This window comes from Pseudomonas pichavaramensis (assembly GCF_050473265.1).
Taxonomy (GTDB): Bacteria; Pseudomonadota; Gammaproteobacteria; order Pseudomonadales; family Pseudomonadaceae; genus Aquipseudomonas.
Window position 1 is genome coordinate 107,623 of sequence record NZ_JBJKFJ010000006.1, and the last position, 19,749, is coordinate 127,371.

Sequence of the window (19,749 nt, forward strand, 5' to 3'; positions counted from 1 at the left end):
CAGAGGCCTTGCTGGTGCCCTCGGGACGACCCGACCCGCTGCTTGTCTGGACGACCAGGTAACTCACTTGTTCAAGGGAGCTTGCCATGGCGCACACTCATTTCACCTCCATTCCGCTTGTCGATGTCTCCGGGCTTTACTCAAGCGACCCGGCGCAGCGGCAGCGTGTTGCCGACGAACTCGGCCGTGCTGCGCGCGATGTCGGCTTTTTGCAGATTACCGGGCACGCCATCACGCGCGAACTGCGCGAGGGGCTGATCCAGCAGGCACGCCGTTTCTTCGCCCGGCCGCTGGCGGAAAAGATGCGCTTCTATATTGGTCAGTCGAGCAACCACAGTGGCTACGTACCCGAAGGCGAGGAGCAGTTCGCCGGAGGCAGCAAGGACCTCAAGGAAGCCTACGACGTCAATTACGACTACACCGAAGCGGCGCAGGTCTATCCGTTGCTGGGGCCGACGCAGTGGCCCGACTCGGCGGGTTTCAAACGCGACGTCAGTGCCTATTACCATGCCGCGCTGGCGCTGGGCGATACCTTGTTTCGCGGCTTTGCCCTGGCGTTGGGGTTGGCCGAGGACACCTTTGCCGGCATCACCCGTCACCCCACCAGTCAGCTGCGCATGATCCATTACCCGCTCGACCCCGATCCGGTCGCGGATCGTCCCGGCATCGGCGCGCACACCGACTATGAGTGCTTCACCATTCTGCTGCCGACTGCCGAAGGGTTGCAGGTGCTCAATGGCGACGGCCAGTGGATCGATGTGCCGCTAGTGGAGGACGCCTTCGTGATCAACATCGGTGACATGCTCGAGGTGCTCAGCAACGGCCACTTCGTCGCCACCTCGCACCGCGTACGCAAGGTCAGCGAGGAGCGCTTCGCCTTTCCACTGTTCTGCGCCTGCGACTACCCGACCCGTATCGCGCCTATTGCCGGTTTGCCTGCCCGTGGTGAGCGGGTATACCAGCCGGTCAGTTGTGGCGACCATCTGTTCGCACAGACGGCGCAGACCTTTCGCTACCTGCGCGAGCGTCTGGAAGACGGTTCGCTACAGCTCCCGGATGGCACGTTGGGGTTGTCCAGCTTCGGCCAGGGGCGCCGGGAGGTGACGGCATGAACCTGCTGGAATTGGCTGCACGATATCCCGCGCGTGCCGAGAGTGGCGTGCCGGACTGGATGCTCGGGCATTTTCGTCGTCGCACCATCAGTTTTGCCGATGGCCGCAGTGATGAGCGCACCCAGGTGCATTGGCTACAAAGCCGCAACTTCACCATCGATCTGCGTCTGCCCGACGGGCCGGCATTGCCGGCACGTGCCTGGCAGGAATACTCCGCTGACGAGCTGCGCGTGCTGGCCAATCACGAAGGTTGGGTGGCCGACAGCATCTGGGCCGGCGGCATGCTCAGCTGGCGCGGCGGCGTGTCCCTGCAGTTGCACAACCGCTGGCCGGAGCCGGCGCGCCTGCAGCGCATCGGTAACTGCATGATCGAGTTCGGCACCACGGGCGCCTATGTCGAGGACTGGCGCCTGCAAGCCAGCAGCGGGCCTCTGATAGGTTTGCGTCTGCAGGAGGAGTGCGATGCGCAAACCTTCGAGGTTCTGCAGCGTGGCGGCGGCCTGATTCTCTGTGGTGAGCAACTTGGCTGGGTGCACGGTCGCCGGCGGGACCTTGGAGAGTTGCCACTGCATTTGCGTGAGCGTGTCCAGCAGGCATGCGGTGACAGTGAGCTGCTGGCAGGGCTGCTCGACTTCGAGGCTTCGTTGGCTTACCTCGATGCACGGGGAGGTTACCGGGTGGCGTTGTCCACAGTGCCTGCGCGAGTCGGCGCGACGGTCGAGCTGGAGGGCTTCGAGCTGATAGCCGAGGGGCGCGTGCGGCAGCATCTGCGGCGTGCGGATGGCCGCGCGGTGGTGCGCAGCTTCGTTATCGATACGCTGGAGCCGGACTGGCGTGCGCAGCTCGCTACGCCGAGTACCGATGAGGCGCAGCGCTGGTTCGCCGCAGAGGGTGAAACGCTGTCGCGGTATCTTGAGGTGTTGAGTTAGTCAGGCGCGGACTGTCTGATGCAGCGCTAAAAAGCTCGCCGCTGAAGTGCCTCCCGCAGAGGCGGGTTCGCTCGATTTGTGGGAGGCGCTTTCGGCTCGGGCATCCTGCTTCGTTCTACGTCCTGCATCCAGGCAGTTGTAGCCGCGACGCCCTGGCAGCAGAGGTGGTGCGCATGGCGCACCCTACGGGTTATCACAGGGTTTGCGCGTCGTAGGGTGCGCCGCGCACCGAATGCGCTGAGATACGCTACCTCTCAGGTCCGTAGCCCGGATGCAATCCGGGGCGAATATGCCAGTGATCCCCGGATTTCATCCGGCCTACAGTTAGTTGCGGGCAGCAATGCGCTCGGTCACTTCGCTGGGCAACTGCATCTGTGCCCGGCGCGAAGCATTGAGCGGGATGTCATAGGTAATGCGCGCGCCATAGGCGTTGGGCGCCTGCGGGTCGTGGCGCACCTTGTCGAACACCAGCAGGCGGGTGCCCAGACTGAAACCTTCCGACAGGTCATGGGTGACCATGAACACGGTCAGGCGGGTTTCCTGCCACAGCTCCAGCAGCAGGGCGTGCATGTCCTTGCGAATGCCTGGGTCGAGTGCGCCAAAAGGCTCGTCGAGCAGCAGCATGCGCGGTTGCATCACCAGCGCCTGGGCGATGGCCAGGCGTTGCTGCATGCCACCGGAAAGCGCGCTGGGGTATTTGTTCAGAGCATGACCGAGGCCGACCCGCTCGAGGATGTTGGCAGCACGCTCACGTGCTTCGCGCTTGGCGGTGCCGAACAAGCGGCCGAGTACCGGCGACTTCGGCAGCTCCAGGCCCAGGGCCACGTTGTCCAGCACGCTCAGATGGGGGAATACCGAATAGCGCTGAAAGACCACGCCCCGGCTCGGGTCCGGCTCGTTGGGCAGGGGGTTGCCATTGAGCAGCAGCTCGCCGCGGCTGGGCCGCTCCTGACCGAGCAGCATGCGCAGGAAGGTCGACTTGCCGCATCCCGATGCGCCCACCAGCGTGCAGAACTCACCTTCTTCGATCTTCAGGTTGAGGCGTTCGAGCACCACCTGGTCGCCATACTCCTGCCACAGGTTACGTGCCTCGATGAAAGCGGCTTCAGGCAGACTGGCTGTGCTGGACGTGCTCATGGCGGGTTCCCTCAGCGGGACGATATGTTGGCTGAACAGGGTCATGCCTTGCCTCCTTCGTGCCAGGGGAAGCACAGGCGCAGTACCTGGCGCAGGCCCAGATCCATCAGCCAGGCCAGCAGGGTGATCCAGACCACGTAGGGCAGAATCACGTCCATGGCCATGTAGCGGCGTACCAGGAAGATGCGGTAGCCCAGGCCGTCGGTACTGGCGATGGCCTCGGCGGCGATCAGGAACAGCCAGGCCGAGCCGAGCATCAGACGTAGCGAGATGAGCAGGCGTGGCATCAGTTGCGGCAGCACCAGACGCAGGATCAGCGTCCAGGAGTTGGCGCCGAGGGTCTGCGCCTTGATCAGCAGTTCTGCCGGTATTTCCCTCGCGCGCTGTTCGATATCGCGGGCGATGCACGGGGTGATGCCGATGGCGATCAACATCACCTTGGACAGCTCGCCCAGGCCGAAGACGATGAACAGGATCGGCAGAATGGCCAGCGGTGGAATCATCGACAGCACCGTGAGCATTGGCGATAACGGCGTGCCGAACAGCGGCACGCTGCCGGCAGCAATGCCCAGCACCAGGCCGGCCAGCGCTGCCACGCCGAGACCGATGGCCAGGCGTTTCAGGCTGGAGGCGGTGTCCTGCCAGAACAGATAGTTGCCGCTGCGTTTGTCTTCGGTGAAGGCGAGGCGGTCCAGTGCATCGACCATCTGGCTGGCGCTGGGCAGCAGCTTGTCGTTGGGGTTGTCGGCCAGGCGTGCGGTCGAGGCACTGAAGTAGACGAACAGCAGCAAGGCGAAGGGCAGCAGAATCAGCAGCAGACGGCCGCTGCGATCCGGGTGGCGATTGATCAGGCGCATGGAAGATCCTCGGCGGGCCTGGAACGGAGGCGTTCGCGACTACAGCGCGACCAAGCCGCTGACTGTTGTTGGGCCTTGCGGGTGGGCGGCAGGCTGCCGCTGATGCGAGTGGGACGTGCCCATGATGAACCTCCAGTTTGACAATGGCGGGCAGGAGTTCGCGGCGGTTCCCCACGGATGGGGCGCGTTCTCCCGGGCTTTTGTCCCGCCGTGTAACCTCGCTGGAGGTCGCTAGCTCTCGGACCAGTCGCTCGCCTGTGGCGAGCCGGAACCCTAGCCGGCTATTGGCAAATTGTGGTGCCGCGATCCCGGCTGACCGGGTTGTTCCTGCACGCAGTGTGCTTAGCGAACATCGTGCCATGCACGGCAAGGTGCAGCGCTTGGCGCTCCGATGCCTCTGTCGCTGCTTTCGGTGCGCCGTTCTGGTGCGCGATTGCCGTACTGTGGTGCGTGCTGGGGCGCTACAGGGCGTTGTCGGCCGCCAGTTGCATGTAGCTGTGGTTGAAGCGCAGCAGAATGCGCTGCGGGTTGCCAATCGTTTTTTCTCCGCTGAACTCGATGCCCAGGTTGGTCAGGCCCTGGCCACTCTTGCCCAGCAGACCATGAGCATCGGCGAACTGGGCGACACGTCGCATCAGGTCCGGCAGCTTGCCGGTACGGGCGAAGTTGAGTGCGGTACGCGGGGAGTAGAACGAACGCAGGGTGCTCAGCTGATCTTCGAAATCCTCGGTGGTGGTGTCGGCAGCCGCCGCCATTCGGGCCCGGGCTTCGCGTCCGGCCGGCGTCGGCAGGCCGAGCAGGCGCTGGGTTTCGAACCAGGCACCGGTCAGCGCCCGACCGAACTCGGGGTGTTGGGTCAAAGTCTGGCTGTTGACCACGGTGAGGTCGAGAATTTCACCGGGGATGCGGTTTGAGTTGAACACCAGGCTGACCTGCGCCTTGCGTTTGATCTCCGAGAGGATCGGGTTCCAGGTGATCACTGCATCGCCTTGCCCGGAGAGAAAGGCGTCGGCGATCTCGGTGTCGGAGACGTGCTTGATGGTCACGTCCTTTTCGTCCAGCAACGCCCACTCCAGGGCGCGGCTGAGCAGGTAGTGGGAAACCGAGTTTTCCACCAGCAGCACGGTCTTGCCCTTGAGGTCGCGGATGCTCTTGCCGCTGCCGCGCAGCAGTAGGCCGTCTGCGCCGTTGGAGAAGTCGCCGATGATCAGCGCGGTACTGTCCATGCCGGCGGCCGCCGGAATGGTCAGCGCGTCCATGTTGGTCATGGTGCACGCATCGAACTGGCCGGCGCTGTAGCGTTCGATGGAACCGACGTAATCCGGCACTTCCTGCACCTGGATGTCGATACCGTATTTGTCCGCCCACTTCTTCACGATGCCTTGTTCGGCGGCATAGCCCCATGGCATCCAGCCGGCAAAGATCGACCAGCAGAGTTTGAAGGTTTTCGGCGCGGCCTGAGCCATCGGAGCACTGAGCAGGCAGGCGCAGAGCAGAGCGGTGAGTAGCGGGCGAATGGGCATATGAACCTCGGTTGGTTGACGGACGCGGGAAAGCAGGCAGTCAGGCTGCGTGTTCTCCCGGGCTTTTATCCCGCCGTGTAACCCCGCGGCATCCTGCCGCTGCATGAGGTCGCCCACTCTCGGACCAGTCACTCGCTCGTGTGGCGAGCCGGAACCCTAGTCGGCCATTTTATCTGTGCAGCGCCTTCCGCTTTCCCGCTGCACGCGATGCTAAGCGAGGAATGTGCCAGCAACCGTGATGACTCTGTGATTCTGTTCACTCGGCACTACGGAACGTGACTCAGTACATATTGTCGAACGTGCATCCTGCTGGGGCTGCGTCCGTCACGGTCAGCGCATCTCCAACTGCTGTTTGGAAATCGAGGAGTATTCCGATATGCGTGGTTTGACTGTCATGGCATTGGCATTTCTGCTGGGCGGTTGCAGCTTCAGTGCGCCTGGCGTGCATGCGAGGGTGGGTGATCCCGATGTGATCCGTGTCGACCTGGATGGCCGTGGCCATTCCAACGGCGGTTACTTCTGCCCGCCCGGGCATCGCATGAAGGGGAACTGCTGATGAAAGCGATCTTTGCATTGTTGCTGGCTTCGAGCCTGACGCTGGGCCTGTCTGGCTGCAGCCTGAGAATGCCAGGCCTTGGCATTGATATTGGCGATAGCGGCGGTCCTCCACACTGCCCGCCAGGGCAGGCCAAGAAAGGTCGTTGCTAATCCGGTCACGGGCCTCTGGCCCGCTTCCCATGCGGAGGCTTCCATGCTCTATAGAATCCTGCTTGTCGCCTCGTTGCTCATCCCGCTCAGCGGTTGTGCGGTCTATGGCTATGGTGATGACCGCGGTTATCGCGACCATCATTACTACAACGGTTATCGTCGGGATTACTCGCCGCCGGTTTACGTGACGCCGCGTTACTACTACGACGATCGCCGTCGTCAGTATCATGCGCCGCCTCGCTATGTGCCGGCGCCACAACCACGCCATCGCTACAGCTATGAGCAGCGCTACCGTGGTGACTACAAGGGTCACCAGCAGCCACGTCATGACAAGTACCGCGACGTGCATCGCGAGGCAAAGCGTGGCGTCAAAATGCAGCAACGCAGCTGGGATGCTGGCCGAAGTACGCAGCAGCGTTATTCCAACGGGCGCAGCTATAACGACCAGCGGCGTAGCAACCAGCGCCGCTGGTAAGTCCCTTCAGCCCTGCGCACCGTCGTTGCGCGGGGTTTGCTCATCGACCCGACGAATTGCTTCGAGCATGGCCTGCGCCGCTGGCGACAGGCTGTGGCCGGCGCGGCTGACCAGGCCATAGGCCGAGTGCTGCTGCAGACCCTCTGCCTGCATGGGCAACAGGCAGAGCTGACCGCTACGAACCTCTTCGGCAATTACGTCCCAGGGCGCCATGCTCAGTACGTCGCTGCCAGCGACCAGACGCTTGAGCACCAGGAAGTTATCGCATTCCACGCTCAGCGGTTGTGGCCGGCCGCTGGCGGTACTCAGGCTGCGTTCGACCACCTGCGGCAACTGCGTGCCGGCCAGGGGGAAGTCGAGCAGATCATTCAGGCTCAGGTCGTGCCGTTGCAGCAACGGATGCGTCGGACGGCAGAACAGCACGCCCTGATGCACCCGCAGCGGCTCGATGTGCAATTGCGCATCGTCTTGCAGTTCGCGGATGTCGGCGACGAACAGCTCGATAGTCGACTCCAGCAGCGCGTTGCGCAGCTCCAGCCAGTTGGCGATGTTCAGCTTTACCTGCACGCGCGGATAGCGCTGCAGCAACTGGCCGAGGGCCTGCGGTACCAGCCTGGCGGCGGGGTAGGGACCCGCGCCCAGGCGCAGCTCACCGGCCTGCAGGTTGCCCAGCTGGTTGACGGAATTGCTCAACGCCAGGCTTCCGGCCAGTAGGCGTCGGGCATGCTCCAGCACCAGCTGGCCATGAGCAGTGAGGGTGACGCCACGGTTGTGGCGATCCACCAGGGTGCAGCCGAGCTGGCTCTCCAGGGCCTGGATGCTGCGGCTCAGGGCGGGTTGGCTGAGGTGCACGGCGGCAGCGGCACGGGCGAAGTGCTGGTGCTCGGCGAGCGCGACGAAGTGGCGAAGCTGGCGTAGATCGTTCATGTGTTTTGTGCATCAACTTGCTTGTTCGAATGCATTGGAATTATCGAACAGGCTTTGCCAACCTGCCAGCATTCCTACAACAAGACGTCCATCGCCATGAGCACATTCTTTCGCTTGAGCGGCCTGCTGCTGGCCGCCTCCCTGCCCTTGAGCACCTACGCCGAGCTGCCGGCCGAGCGCATCGAACCCAGCATCAATGCCGAGCTGGCGGCCCACACCAAGGTCTTCGCCCAGCAGATCTACCGCGTCGCCGACAACGTCTACTCCGCCGTGGGCTGGCAGCTCGGCAACGTGGTGATGATCGAGGCGCCGGAGGGGCTGATCATCGTCGACACCGGCGAGTCGGTCAGCGAGTCGCGCAAGATCATGGCCGAGTTCCGCAAGATCACCGACAAGCCGGTGAAGGCGGTGGTCTACACCCACTTCCATCCGGACCATATCAACGGCGTGCAGGCGTTCGTCACGCGCGAGCAGGTCGAGTCCGGCGACGTGCAGATCTACGCCCACGACACCCTGCTGGGCAACGTGGTGGCTCAGGGGGCGCTGGTCGGGCCGATTCTCGGCGTACGCTCGGCCTACAGCTTCGGCTCCTTCCTCGAGGCGCAGGACGAGCAGGACATGAACGGCGGCATCGGCCCGCTGGTCACCCCGGAGCCTTCCACCTTCATTGCCCCGACGGTGACCTTCGCGGACAAGCTCGACACCCGCATCGCCGGGCTCGACGTGCAGTTCCTGCATGTCCCCAGCGAGGCGCCGGACGAGATCGTCCTCTACCTGCCGGCCAATCGCGTGCTGATCAGCGCTGAGGTGGACCAGGGGCCGACGCTGCCGAACATCCACACCTTGCGTGGCACCAAGTTCCGTGATCCGGTGCAGTGGGTCGACAGCCTGGACAAGCTGCGTGCCTACCGGGCCGACTACATGGTGCCGCTGCATGGTCGCCCGGTCAGCGGTCAGGACGCGGTGGAGGAAGTGCTGCGCATGACCCGCGACGGTATCGCCTACATCCATGACCAGACCGTACGCTGGATGAACAAGGGGCTGACCCCGGACGAACTGGTGGAAAAGGTCAAGCTGCCACCACACCTGGCGGGCTACACGCCCTACCTGCGTGAGTATTACGGCACGGTGAAGCACAGCGTGCGGCAGATCTACAACGGCTACCTGGGCTGGTTCCAGGGCGATCCGGTGGACCTCGACCCGACGCCGCCACGGCAGAAGGCCGAGCGCCTGATCGCCATGCTGGGCGGGCGTGAGAAGCTGCTGCTGGAGGCCGGCAACGCCTACCTCAAGGGTGATTACCAGTGGGCCGCCGAGCTGGCCGGCTACGCCATCCGTGTCGATCACGATGACCAGCTGGCGCGCGATATCAAGGCGCGCAGCTTCCGCAAGCTGGGCTACGCCAGCATGAACATCAACTGGCGCAACTGGTACCTGATGAGCGCCATGGAGCTGGAGGGCAAGCTCGACGGCGATGAGATCAGCCAGCGTTCGATTGAGATGCGCAAGGTATTCCTCTCGCCGGACATGGTGCGCAGCTTCACCCCGCAGAGCTTCCTGCAGAACTGGGTGACCCGCATCGACCCGGACAAGGCCGGCGATGTGGAGATGACCCTGGGCTTCAGCTTCCCTGATGTCGGAGAGCAGTGGGCGTTGGAAGTACGGCGTGGCGTCGCGCAGTTGCACAAGGGCATTCCCGAGGGCACCGGCCTGCGCCTGTCGATGGACAAGAGCTTCATGGACACCCTGCTGACCGGCGAGGGTGGCCTGGTCAAGGGCGCGCTGCTGGGTGATGTACAGGTCGATGGCAATCTGCTGGATATCCGCCGCTTTCTCAGCTGTTTCGACTTCACCGACGAAGCCTTCGGGCTGACCTTGCGCTAGCCGATCTGGCTGCTGCCATGCCCCGGCGAATCACCGCAGGAGCAGGGCCACGCCAGTCGAAAGAGGGGCGTTCGGACGGCGTCAGGCCCGGCACACTTCGGGTTCATCCATTCGGAGACTGACGATGAACCTGCTGTCCTTCGCCAAGGGCGCCCTGGCCGTGTTCTGGCTGGTGGCGCTGCTCAACCTGCTCTATCCCTTCGCCGCGCCGCTGGGCGGTTGGGTCAACTGGCTGGCGCTGGCGGTGCTGCTGGCGCACGTTGCCGAGATGCTGCTGTTCCGCGCGCGCCTGCGGGGTCTACCGCTGTTGTGGTGGCAGCGCCTGCAGGTGCTGCTGTTCGGTCTGCTGCATCTGCAGACGCTACGCTGAATGCCGATGGGCGCATCCCACGATGGGGGACGGCACCCGTAGGGTGCGCCATGCGCACCAGCTCTATCGGCAAACGCCTTGGTGCGCACAGCGCACCCTACGGGCGATTAAGGCGCTATTGCACGAACAACTGCTGTACCACCGAAAAATCCTGCTTGCCCTTGCCCTGTTTGAGCAGCAGGCGGTAGAGCTGCAGGGCCAGGGCGCCCATCGGTGTGCTGTTGCCGCTGTGGCTGGCGGTTTCCTGGGCCAGGCCGAGATCCTTGGCCATCAGTTCGGCCATGAATCCGCCGCTGTAGCCTTTCGACGCCGGCGCGTTTTCCATCACCCCAGGCCAAGGGTTGTACTTCTCCAGCGTCCAGTTGCCGCCTGAGCTCTGGCGCATGATCTCGGCCAGCACTGCGGGGGCCAGGCCGTTGGCCACGCCCATGGCCATGGCTTCGGCAGTGGCGATCATCTGCACCGCCAGCACCTGATTGTTGCACACCTTGGCGACCTGGCCGGCACCCTCCGGCCCGGCGTGGAAGATGTTCTTGCCCATGACCGCGAGCAGCGGCCGGGCCTTTTCCAGGGCCTCGGCGGCACCGCCGACCATGAAGGTCAGGGTGCCGGCTGCTGCACCTGCGGTACCGCCAGACACCGGTGCATCGAGCAGCTCGATGCCACGCTCGCGCGCAGCTGCATGCACCTTGCGTGCAGACTCCGGGGCGATGGTCGAGCACTCGATCACCAGTGTGCCGACGGGCAGCAGCGCAAGCAGGCCGTCGTCGCCCAGGTACAAGCCTTCCACATGACGGCTGGCCGGCAGCATGCTGATCACCACCTTTGCCTGATCGATGGCGTCGGCGGCGCTATCGGCCGCCACGGCACCTTCGCTGGCCAGCGTGTCGACGGCGCTGCGTACCAGGTCGAAGACGTTCAGCGGATAGCCGGCCTTGAGCAGGTTGCGAGCCATGGGTAGGCCCATATGGCCAAGGCCGATAAAGGCGATCTGGGTCATGTTGGCGCTCCTTGTTGTTGTGGTTGAGCGGGGCAGATGTGTAGCCCGGATTGCATCCGGGCTACGGGTATTTCTGGCTACAGATTGGCCAATGGATGTTCGCCATCCCAGGCCGGGGCGAAGTGCGCGTCGACCACGGCTGCGGGAATGTTCGCGACGTCCGGCCAGTGCCAGTGCGGGGTGTGATCCTTGTCGATCAGGCGGGCGCGTACGCCTTCGGCAAACTCAGGGTGACGGCAGCAGTTGAGGCTCATGGCGTATTCCATACGGAATACCTCGGCCAAGGACTGGTGACGGGCGCGGCGGATTTGCTCCCAGACCAGGTGCGCGGTCAGCGGGCAGCCGCCAGCCAGGGTTTTGGCGGCGCGGGCTAGCAGGGCGTCGTCATCCTGCTGCAGGGCGACCATTGCCTGGACTGCCGTAGGCAGGTCGGCGACATCGAACAGGGTATCGATACGCTCGCGACGAGGCAGCCATTGGGGCGCCGGCAGCTCGCTGGAGGCCTCGCTTTCCAATGCACGCAGCAGGCTGTGCAGTTGTACGTGCGGCTGCTCGCGCCAGTTCATTTGCACCAGACCGTCGAGCAAGGCGTCTTGCTGGTCATCACGCAGGAAGCGGTCGGCCAGGTTCAGGTCCAGTGCATCGCGGGCGTTGATGCTGGCAGCGGTGAGACCAAGGAACAGGCCGAGCCTGCCGGGCAGGCGGGCGAGGAACCAGCTGCCGCCGACATCCGGATACAGACCGATGTTGATTTCCGGCATGCCGAGGCGGCTGCTCGGCGTGACGATACGAATGCCGGCACCCTGCATCAGGCCCATGCCGCCGCCCAGCACATGGCCGTGGGCCCAGCAGATGAAGGGCTTGGGGAAGGTGTGGATGTGGTAGTCGAGGCGGTATTCGTCAGCGAAGAAGCGTCGTGCCAGAGGGGGCACCTCGCCAGGGTGTTCACGGCATTGCTGGACCAGCTGGACCACGTCGCCACCGGCACAGAAGGCCTTGGGGCCGTTGCCACGCAGCAGCACGCAGGCGATGCCCGGGTCTTCGGCCCAGGCTTTCAGGCGAGCGTCGAGTGCCTCGATCATCGGCAGCGACAGTGCGTTGAGGCTTTTCTCGGCGTCTAGGCTGGCGATGCCGATGCGATAGCCGTGCAGGCTGGGGCGTTCTTCGAATTGCAGGTTCATGAGGCTTTCCCGCTTAGGGTGGATGACGCTTTATCCATCCACCGTGTGGGTTGTGGTGGATGTAAATGGCGACATCCACCCTACGAACTGGTTATGCGGTTATTTGTTGCGCCACTGCGGGTCGCGCTTTTCCAGGAAGGCGTTGACGCCTTCGCGAGTGTCGTCGGCGTCGAACAGGTCGACGAAGCGTTCGCGCTCTTCGGGTAGCCAGGTGTTCGAGCCGCGTTCGCGGGCGCCCTGGATCAGCGGCTTGATGGTGCGCACCGCCACCGGGCTTTGCCGCGCCACCTTGGAAGCCAAGAGTAGGGCGGTGCCGCGTGCTTCGCCGCTATCGACCACCTGCTCGACCAGGCCGATACGCAGGGCGGTGTCGGCATCGATGCGTTCGCCACAGAGGATCATGCGTTTGGCCCAGCCTTCGCCCACCAGCCAGGGCAGCGCCTGGGTGCCGCCCGCGCAGGGTAGCAGGCCCACGGTGGCCTCTGGCAAAGCCATCAGCGCCTGGCGCTCGGCGATGCGGATATCACAGGCCAACGCACACTCCAGGCCGCCGCCCATGGCGTAGCCGTTGATCGCGGCGATGGACACACCGCGGAAATCACGCAGGGTCTCGAAGGCTTCGCCGAAGCGCCTGGCCATTTCGCGGGCGCGAGCCTTGTCGCCATCGGCGAACATGTTCAGATCGGCCCCAGCGGAGAAGAACTTCGCCCCCTGGCCGGTCACCACCAGGGCGTAGACTTCGTCGTCGCGGTTGAGGTGCTCGACCACCTGCTTGAGGCCGATCAGCGAATCACGGTCCCAGGTGTTGGCTGGCGGGTGGTTGATGGTGATCAGTGCGGTATGACCGTGCTTTTCCACGGTGAGCTTGTGGGTCAGGTCGAAGATGCCGGATTTGTAGGTTTCGATGGCAGTGCTCATAACGATCCTCGTAATGATGCTCCCCTCTTCCAGGGAGAGAGGGGATTAAAAAGCTACAGCAGGCGCTCGAGCATGCCGCCCTGCAAGAGCAGGCGGCGGGCGATGATCACCCGCATGATCTCGTTGGTGCCCTCCAGTATCTGGTGTACGCGGGCGTCGCGCACCCAGCGTTCCAGTGGATAGTCATTGAGATAGCCGTAACCACCATGGAGTTGCAGCGCCTCGTTGCACACGGCGAAGCAGTGATCGGTGGCGAAACGCTTGGCCATGGCGCAATAGAGGCTGGCTTCAGCATGGTCATGATCGAGCTTGTGCGCGGCCAGGCGTACCATCTGTCGGCTGGCGGTCAGGTCGGTGAGCATGTCGGCCAGTTTGAACTGCAGCGCCTGGAACTCGCTCAGTGCCTTGCCGAATTGCTTGCGTTCCTCGACGTAGCGCAGGCTTTGCTCAAGCGCGGCCTGGGCGGCGCCAAGCGAACAGCTTGCAATGTTGATGCGACCACCATCGAGACCTTTCATGGCGTAGACGAAGCCTTCGCCCTCCGGGCCGATACGCTGGCTGGCGGGGATGCGCGCGCCTTCGAAGGTGATGGTGCGGGTCGGCTGTGCCCGCCATCCCATCTTGTCCTCGTTGCGGCCGTAGCGCACACCCGGTGTATCGGCCGGCACGAGAAAACAGGAGATGCCCTTGGCGCCGGCCTCACCGGTGCGCGCCATGACGATCAGCACATCGGTGCTCCCGGCTCCGGAGATGAAGCTTTTGCTGCCGTCGATCACGTAGTCGTCGCCCTCGCGCCGTGCCCGGGTGCGCAGGTTGGCAGCGTCAGAGCCGGCGTCCGGCTCGGTCAGGCAGTAGGAGGCCAGCGACTGACCATTGATCAGTCCGGGTAGCCAGGTGTCCTTCAGTGCCTGGTCAGCGAAGCTGGCGAGCATCCAGGTGGCCATGTTGTGGATGCTCAGGTAGGCGGTGGTGGCGACGCAGCCGGCCGCCAGTTGTTCGAAGATCAGTGCGCTGGACAGGCGTGACAGCCCCAGGCCGCCGTCTTCCTCGGCGATGTACAGGGCCAGATAACCCTGTTCGGCAGCGCGGCGGATCACCTCGACCGGGAAGTGGTGGTCGCGGTCCCAGTCGGCGGCGTTGGGCGCCAGTTCCCGCGCGGCGAAGGCGCGGGCACTGGCGGTCAGCAGACGTTGTTCATCACTGAGTTCGAAGTCCATGGCAGCTCATTGCAAGGTCAGGGGTTGGCCGCCGGCGCGCCGTTCGGCCTGCCAGTCGGCGAGGCTGGGCAGCGCCGTGTTGGCGTCGAGGCGGTCGACGATTTCGAAGTAGTCCTGTTTCAGCGGGTCCTTGAGCACTTCCTCGCGGGGTTTGACCCGTACCGCATAGACGGTCTGCAGGTTCTGATGGTCGAAGGCGCGCCATTGCTGCTCGTCCTTCAGCAGGCTATAGCGGTGGCCCTCGAGTGCCTTGATCAGCACCTCGCTGTCCAGGCTGTTGGCACGTTTTACGGCATCGGCCCATTGTTGGACGATGCTGTAGGCCGAGGCGGCGGAGCTGGACGGGTACATCTCGTAGCGGGTCTTGAAGGACTGCACGAAGGCTTCGCCGCGTGCCGACTTCTCCAGCGCCGGAACGCGCCAGGTCCAGGGCTCGGTACCGATCACGCCCTGCATCAGGTCCGGCCCGGCCTGTTCGACCATGCTCTGGGTCAGGTTGGGCGCGATGATCTGCATGCGCTCGGTCAGCCCGAGATCCTTGGCGATGCGCATGGCGCGCACCAGGTCTTCACCGAACAGTACCAGCGCCAGCACCTCGGCATTGCTGGAGGCCGCCTGGGTCAGAGCGTCCTGGTAGTCGGCCAGACGGGCGCCGGGGAAGGGCACGCGAACGCCCGCGTGCTGGCCGGCGTTTTCGCTGGCAGTGGCCTGACGCAGCGAGGCCTCGGTGGTGTGACCCCAGGTGTAGTCGGAGGTGACGTAGAAATAGCGTTTGTCCGGCAAGGTCTTGCTCAGGTACTGGCCAAGCACCTGGGCGCTCATCCAGGCGTTGTTGCACTCGCGGAACATGTAGCGATGAGCATCCTTGCCGGTGGTGTCGTTGGAGTAGGTCAGGGTGCCGAAATACAGCAGACCGTGATCCCTGGCGCGCTTGCCGGCCGCGATGGCCACGGCGCTGGAGGAGCCGCCGAAGAGCATCGCCGCACCGTCGGCAGCCAGCTTGTCGACGTTCCTCACCGCCTTGGCCGGGCGTGAAGCGGTGTCCTTGCTGGACAGGCGCAATGGCCTGCCCAGCACACCGCCCTGGGCGTTCAGCTCGTCGATGGCCAGCAGGGCTCCACGCATTTGCGCCAATCCCTCCTCCTTGTATGGTCCGGTGCGCGGGTAGTTGAGCCCCAGGGTGATTGGCTCGGCAGCCTGTGCACAGGCGGTGACAGCGGCCCACAGGGCCAGAATGGCAGACAGTTGGCGCATTTGCAGTTCTCCTTGTTTTTGTTCTGCTGAGAACCCTTTTACGCCGCTTGTCCAGTTCGGGTGATCGTCTATTGGTCTAAGTACTTGTTATCTAGTTCTCATTTCAGGGAAATGGTCATGTTTGGTCCGTCCCCCAGTGCAGCGTCGTCGAACCAGCGACTGGTTACCGTCTTGGTCTCGGTGTAGAAGCGCACCGCCTGTTTGCCGTAGGCGTGCAGGTCGCCATAGAACGAACCCTTCCAACCGGTGAAGGAAAAGAACGGTAGCGGTACCGGGATCGGCACGTTGATGCCCACCTGGCCGACCTCCACGGCGTGCTGGAAATGCCGCGCGGCGCCGCCGGAACGGGTGAACAGGCTGGTGCCGTTGCCGTAGGGGCTGGCGTTGACCAGTTCGATGGCCTCTTCGAGGCTGCCTACCTCCATGCATACCAGCACCGGGCCGAAGATTTCTTCGCGGTACAGGCTCATTTTCGCGGTCACGCCGCGAAACAGGGTCGGGCCGACCCAGTTGCCGTCCGGGTAGCCGTCGACCGCGCACTGCGAGCCGTCGAGCAGGCATTCGGCGCCTTCGGCCTTGCCTTCCTCGATCAGGCGCAGCACACGCTGGCGGGCCTGCGGACTGATCAGCGGGCCGTAGGCGGCTCCGCTGTCCTGCCAGTGACCGGGGCGCAGTTCAGCCATCTGTCCGGCCAGTTCGTCGATCCACTGATTCGACTCGCCGACGAACACGGCGACGCTGATTGCCATGCAACGCTGGCCGGCGGCCCCACAGCTGGCGCCGAGCAGGTTGCTGATCACTTGATCCTTCGGTGCGTCCGGCATGATCACCATATGGTTCTTCGCCCCGGCAAAGGCCTGTACGCGCTTCAGGTGCTGGGTGCCGGTGCGATAGACGTGCTGGCCCACCGTCACCGAACCGACGAAGGACACTGCACGCACCTGTGGATGCACCAGCAGGGCGTCGACCTGTTCGCGCCCGCCATGCAGCACCTGCAGCAGGCCGGCCGGCGCACCGGCCTCGATAAACAGCGCGGCCAGGCGATTGGGCGTCATCGGGTCCTGTTCCGAGGGTTTGAGAATGAAGGTATTGCCGCAGGCAATGGCCAGCGGGAACATCCACAGGGGAATCATCGCCGGGAAGTTGAACGGGGTGATGCCGACGCACACGCCCAGCGGCTGGATCCAGCTGGCGGTGTCGATCTCGCGGGCGACGTTCTCCACTGTCTCGCCCATCATCAGGCTGGCGATGTTGGCGGCGTGCTCGGCCACTTCGATGCCACGCCATACGTCGCCCTTGGCATCGGCGAAGGTCTTGCCGGTTTCCCGCGCGAGGATCTCCGCCAGTTCGTCGTGATGCTCCTTGAGCAGATGCTGGTAGCGCAACATCAGGCGGGCTCGCTCCGAGACCGGGACTTCACGCCAGGCAAGGAAGGCCTGCTGTGCGCCGGCTACCGCTGTCTCAATTTCCTCGGTCGTGGCCTTGGGCACCAGGGCGATCACTGCCTGGGTGGTCGGGTCGGTGACTTCGATCAGATCGTGAGCCTGGCTGGCGCGCCATTGGCCGTCGATCAGTTGCGGCAGGGTCTGGGGCATTTTCGCCTCCTGTTGTTCTTGTCTGCGTCTTTTATAGCGGCTGAAAACGGCCTTGTGGATTGACGATCTTGGTCGATGGATGGACGATCTTGGGATTCGTTAATTGCTTCGGGATACGCTCCGCATGGGCTTGCGCGTGGAAACCTCCAACTGGCCGTTACCGCTGGGCGGGCAGCGCTTTATCACGCCGCCACGTCTGCGCCGCATGCTGGCACGGCATCCGCTGAGCGCTGGCTGCTATCCGCTGGCCATAGGTTTCTATCCCGATGCGGTGGGACACCGTATGAGTCGTGAGCAGCCGGAGGATCACTTGCTGATCTACTGCCGCTCGGGCAAAGGCTGGCTTCGCAGCGAGGATGGACGATTCGAGGTCGGTGCTGGCGATCTGCTGTTGCTGCCCAGGAACGCCGCACATGCCTACGGCGCCGACGCGGACGCCCCTTGGACCATCTACTGGGTGCACTTCGACGGGGCGCTCAGCCAGGACTTTCTGAACCTGCTGGGGAATCAGCCGTTGCGCCGTATCGGCGTCCAGCCACGCCTGTTGGGCGATTTCGAGGCGCTGCTCGGGCTGCAGCGGCAAGGATTGAACGCGCTGCCATTCATTCATGCGGCGCATCGGCTGCAGGCGATGCTCAGTTCGCTGGCGGTGGTGCCGGCGCGGGTCAATCTCAAGTCGGGGCGGGTACTGGATATCGAGGCGGTGCATGCGGTGATGCGTCAGCACCTGCACGGCAGCCTCAACCTCGATGAGCTGGCCGAGCATTTCCGCCTCTCGCGCTTTCATTTCGCCAAGACCTATCGGGCCCTGACTGGCCATGCGCCGATCCAGGATTTCATCCAGCTGAAGATGGCCCTGGCCTGCCGCCTGCTCGACCGTGGCGATATCGAGGTGCGCCAGGTAGCCGAGCAATTGGGCTATGACGACGCCTATTACTTCTCGCGGCTGTTTCGCAAGGTGGTGGGCATGGCGCCCAGTCACTACCGGGCGCTGCATCAGGGCTAGGCTGGGGTCAGGCGAGCAGGCGCTTCCACAGCTTCAGCCCGTCGGCCAGTTCTGCGCGTAGCTCATCCAGCGGACGCTCCAGTTCCAGTTTCACCTGGGCCGGCAACGGCTCGTCCGGGTTAATGCCCGACTGCAGGGCACTGGCCAGCAGCACCAGGTCGGCCAGGTCGGCGTTGTGTTCATGTTCACGCTGCCACTGACCGTAGAGTCGAGCGCACTCGATTACGGCGGATGGTAATTGCCAGCGCGTCAGGATCAGCGCGCCGATGTTGCCGGAGAGTTGCTCGCACAGGTCGTTCAGTGTGTCGCTGTCGCGCGGCAGTTGCGGCCAGTGCTCCAGCTCCGATAGCAGCGGCAGGCTGCCGATATCCTGCAATAACCCGCCCAGCATGGCGTCATCCATGGAGAAGCCAACACTCTGCGCCAGTACCGCGCAGTAGGCTGCACGCTCACGGGCGTTGCGCCAGCGTGCACGGAAGGCCTGCTGAAGCGCGGCATCCTGGCTGGTGAACAGGTGCTGGAGGCTGAAACCCAGCACCAGGTCGGCCAACTGGCGTGTGCCAAGGCGACCGAGCAGGTCACGCAGCGAGGTACAGGGGCGGTTACCACGCAGCAGTGGCGCTGCGGAGAACTGCATCAGGTAGGCCGCCAGTGGCGGGTCGCCATTGATCACGCGAGCCAGTTGCTCTTGCGAGGTCCGTGGGTCATCCAGCAGCTTGCGGATACGAACGGCAGCCTCCGGCATCTGCGGTATCTTGGCTTCGCCCTTGAGAAAACGGTTGAGTATCGCCAGGCGCAAGGTATCGGTAGTAGTCGGCATCGATTCGAATTCGTTCACGGTGGCTATGCTCGAAGGCTAGCAAAGCATCGCGAGCCCTGCCGCAATCGTCTTTCTTGACTTGCCCAGGCCCCTTCTCTAGCGTGCCTGCACTTGTGAAGATTCAGGCAGGAAAAACGCATGACCGATGACCGCATCAAACTCGACGCCAGCTGGAAAGAAGCGCTGCGCGATGAGTTCGACAAGCCCTACATGAAAGAACTGGGCGAGTTTCTGCGAGCGGAAAAGGCGGCCGGCAAGGAGATCTACCCGCCGGGCCCGCTGATCTTCAATGCGCTCAATTCCACGCCGCTGGAGCAGGTCAAGGTGGTGATCATCGGCCAGGATCCCTACCACGGGCCGGGGCAGGCGCATGGTCTGTGCTTTTCGGTACAGCCGGGCGTGCAGACACCGCCATCGCTGGTGAACATCTACAAGGAGCTCAAGCGCGACCTGAATATCGACATCCCGGCGCACGGCTATCTGCAGAGCTGGGCTGATCAGGGGGTGCTGCTGCTCAACACGTCGCTGACTGTGGAACGTGCCAATGCAGGGTCCCATGCCGGCAAAGGCTGGCAGCATTTCACCGATCGCGTCATCGAGGTGGTCAGCGAGCATCAGCCCAAGCTGGTCTTCCTGCTCTGGGGCAGCCACGCGCAGAGCAAGCAGCGTTTGATCGATCCGACCAAACATCTGGTGCTGCGCTCGCCGCATCCGTCGCCCCTGTCCGCGCATCGCGGTTTCATTGGTAACGGTCATTTCAGTCGCTGCAACCAGTTCCTCGGCCAGAACGGCATGAGTCCGATCGACTGGCGCGTGCCAGCGCTCTGAAATCAGCG

Annotated in this window: 20 protein-coding genes and 2 riboswitches; of the genes, 9 read left to right on the forward strand and 11 right to left on the reverse strand. The window is 63.8% G+C overall.

Annotated features, from left to right (window positions below; all coding sequences use genetic code 11):
• The first annotated feature begins 86 nt into the window (after positions 1-86).
• Together ACJRW5_RS11725 and ACJRW5_RS11730 are read left to right on the forward strand one after the other, a co-directional pair.
• On the forward strand, positions 87-1,112 hold the full coding sequence (locus tag ACJRW5_RS11725) for an isopenicillin N synthase family dioxygenase (protein ID WP_484570683.1): 1,026 nt from the start codon (positions 87-89) through the stop codon (positions 1,110-1,112).
• Entirely contained in the window at positions 1,109-2,041 is a 933-nt protein-coding gene (locus tag ACJRW5_RS11730; protein ID WP_484570684.1) for a hypothetical protein, read from the forward strand. Before ACJRW5_RS11725 ends, ACJRW5_RS11730 begins: the two co-directional genes overlap by 4 nt.
• Positions 2,042-2,365: 324 nt before the next feature.
• Here the strand turns inward: ACJRW5_RS11730 and ACJRW5_RS11735 are convergent, their stop codons facing one another.
• The 3 genes from ACJRW5_RS11735 to ACJRW5_RS11745 all read right to left on the reverse strand — a co-directional run bounded on the left by ACJRW5_RS11735 (position 2,366) and on the right by ACJRW5_RS11745 (position 5,558).
• Positions 2,366-3,178 (reverse strand): ABC transporter ATP-binding protein, encoded by an 813-nt coding sequence (locus ACJRW5_RS11735; RefSeq protein WP_484570879.1) that lies wholly within the window; start codon positions 3,176-3,178, stop codon positions 2,366-2,368.
• A 41-nt stretch (positions 3,179-3,219) separates the two neighbouring features.
• Positions 3,220-4,035, reverse strand: coding sequence for an ABC transporter permease (locus ACJRW5_RS11740; RefSeq protein ID WP_484570685.1), 816 nt, complete (start codon positions 4,033-4,035; stop codon positions 3,220-3,222).
• Positions 4,036-4,222: 187 nt separating this feature from the next.
• A riboswitch (guanidine-I (ykkC/yxkD leader) is annotated at positions 4,223-4,323 on the reverse strand.
• A 173-nt stretch (positions 4,324-4,496) separates the two neighbouring features.
• Positions 4,497-5,558 carry a putative urea ABC transporter substrate-binding protein gene (locus ACJRW5_RS11745; protein WP_484570686.1) on the reverse strand — a complete coding sequence of 354 codons (1,062 nt, stop codon included), beginning with the start codon at positions 5,556-5,558 and terminating at the stop codon, positions 4,497-4,499.
• A gap of 52 nt (positions 5,559-5,610) precedes the next feature.
• A riboswitch (guanidine-I (ykkC/yxkD leader) is annotated at positions 5,611-5,729 on the reverse strand.
• A gap of 205 nt (positions 5,730-5,934) precedes the next feature.
• Here ACJRW5_RS11745 and ACJRW5_RS11750 point away from each other — a divergent pair.
• Genes ACJRW5_RS11750 through ACJRW5_RS11760 form a run of 3 tightly spaced genes read left to right on the forward strand, consistent with a single transcriptional unit; the run spans position 5,935 to position 6,741 of the window.
• Positions 5,935-6,114 carry a hypothetical protein gene (locus tag ACJRW5_RS11750; protein WP_484570687.1) on the forward strand — a complete coding sequence of 60 codons (180 nt, stop codon included), beginning with the start codon at positions 5,935-5,937 and terminating at the stop codon, positions 6,112-6,114.
• Positions 6,114-6,266 carry a hypothetical protein gene (locus tag ACJRW5_RS11755; protein WP_484570688.1) on the forward strand — a complete coding sequence of 51 codons (153 nt, stop codon included), beginning with the start codon at positions 6,114-6,116 and terminating at the stop codon, positions 6,264-6,266. The genes ACJRW5_RS11750 and ACJRW5_RS11755 overlap by 1 nt, the downstream gene beginning before the upstream one ends.
• 43 nt (positions 6,267-6,309) lie before the next feature.
• Entirely contained in the window at positions 6,310-6,741 is a 432-nt protein-coding gene (locus tag ACJRW5_RS11760; RefSeq protein WP_484570689.1) for a hypothetical protein, read from the forward strand.
• Between the two features lie 6 nt (positions 6,742-6,747).
• Here the strand turns inward: ACJRW5_RS11760 and ACJRW5_RS11765 are convergent, their stop codons facing one another.
• Positions 6,748-7,668 (reverse strand): LysR family transcriptional regulator, encoded by a 921-nt coding sequence (locus tag ACJRW5_RS11765; RefSeq protein ID WP_484570690.1) that lies wholly within the window; start codon positions 7,666-7,668, stop codon positions 6,748-6,750.
• Between the two features lie 96 nt (positions 7,669-7,764).
• Between ACJRW5_RS11765 and ACJRW5_RS11770 the strand changes: the two genes are divergently transcribed.
• Together ACJRW5_RS11770 and ACJRW5_RS11775 are read left to right on the forward strand one after the other, a co-directional pair.
• Positions 7,765-9,552, forward strand: a complete 1,788-nt coding sequence (locus tag ACJRW5_RS11770) for an alkyl/aryl-sulfatase (RefSeq protein ID WP_484570691.1) — start codon at positions 7,765-7,767, stop codon at positions 9,550-9,552.
• A gap of 124 nt (positions 9,553-9,676) precedes the next feature.
• Positions 9,677-9,922: a DUF1145 domain-containing protein gene (locus ACJRW5_RS11775; protein WP_484570692.1), complete on the forward strand. Its 246-nt coding sequence runs from the start codon at positions 9,677-9,679 to the stop codon at positions 9,920-9,922.
• A 115-nt stretch (positions 9,923-10,037) separates the two neighbouring features.
• On the opposite strand, the gene mmsB is transcribed toward ACJRW5_RS11775, so the two are convergent.
• The 6 genes from mmsB to ACJRW5_RS11805 all read right to left on the reverse strand — a co-directional run bounded on the left by mmsB (position 10,038) and on the right by ACJRW5_RS11805 (position 17,087).
• A complete protein-coding gene (mmsB, locus tag ACJRW5_RS11780) occupies positions 10,038-10,922 on the reverse strand; it encodes a 3-hydroxyisobutyrate dehydrogenase (RefSeq protein WP_484570693.1) in 885 nt (294 codons plus the stop codon).
• 77 nt (positions 10,923-10,999) lie between these two features.
• The gene (locus tag ACJRW5_RS11785; protein WP_484570694.1) at positions 11,000-12,103 is read right to left on the reverse strand and encodes an enoyl-CoA hydratase/isomerase family protein; all 1,104 of its coding nucleotides are present in this window, start codon (positions 12,101-12,103) and stop codon (positions 11,000-11,002) included.
• Between the two features lie 99 nt (positions 12,104-12,202).
• Positions 12,203-13,021, reverse strand: coding sequence for an enoyl-CoA hydratase (locus ACJRW5_RS11790; protein ID WP_484570695.1), 819 nt, complete (start codon positions 13,019-13,021; stop codon positions 12,203-12,205).
• A gap of 53 nt (positions 13,022-13,074) precedes the next feature.
• Positions 13,075-14,238 carry an isobutyryl-CoA dehydrogenase gene (locus tag ACJRW5_RS11795; protein ID WP_484570696.1) on the reverse strand — a complete coding sequence of 388 codons (1,164 nt, stop codon included), beginning with the start codon at positions 14,236-14,238 and terminating at the stop codon, positions 13,075-13,077.
• A gap of 6 nt (positions 14,239-14,244) precedes the next feature.
• Entirely contained in the window at positions 14,245-15,492 is a 1,248-nt protein-coding gene (locus ACJRW5_RS11800) for a substrate-binding protein (protein WP_484570697.1), read from the reverse strand.
• A gap of 98 nt (positions 15,493-15,590) precedes the next feature.
• Complete coding sequence (locus tag ACJRW5_RS11805; protein ID WP_484570698.1) at positions 15,591-17,087, reverse strand: CoA-acylating methylmalonate-semialdehyde dehydrogenase; 1,497 nt, start codon at positions 17,085-17,087, stop codon at positions 15,591-15,593.
• Positions 17,088-17,211: 124 nt separating this feature from the next.
• On the opposite strand from ACJRW5_RS11805, the gene ACJRW5_RS11810 reads away from it, so the two are divergent.
• The gene (locus tag ACJRW5_RS11810; RefSeq protein ID WP_484570699.1) at positions 17,212-18,093 is read left to right on the forward strand and encodes an AraC family transcriptional regulator; all 882 of its coding nucleotides are present in this window, start codon (positions 17,212-17,214) and stop codon (positions 18,091-18,093) included.
• Positions 18,094-18,100: 7 nt separating this feature from the next.
• Here the strand turns inward: ACJRW5_RS11810 and ACJRW5_RS11815 are convergent, their stop codons facing one another.
• On the reverse strand, positions 18,101-18,931 hold the full coding sequence (locus ACJRW5_RS11815; RefSeq protein WP_484570700.1) for an HDOD domain-containing protein: 831 nt from the start codon (positions 18,929-18,931) through the stop codon (positions 18,101-18,103).
• Between the two features lie 120 nt (positions 18,932-19,051).
• Between ACJRW5_RS11815 and ung the strand changes: the two genes are divergently transcribed.
• Entirely contained in the window at positions 19,052-19,741 is a 690-nt protein-coding gene (ung, locus tag ACJRW5_RS11820; protein ID WP_484570701.1) for a uracil-DNA glycosylase, read from the forward strand.
• Positions 19,742-19,749: the final 8 nt, after the last annotated feature.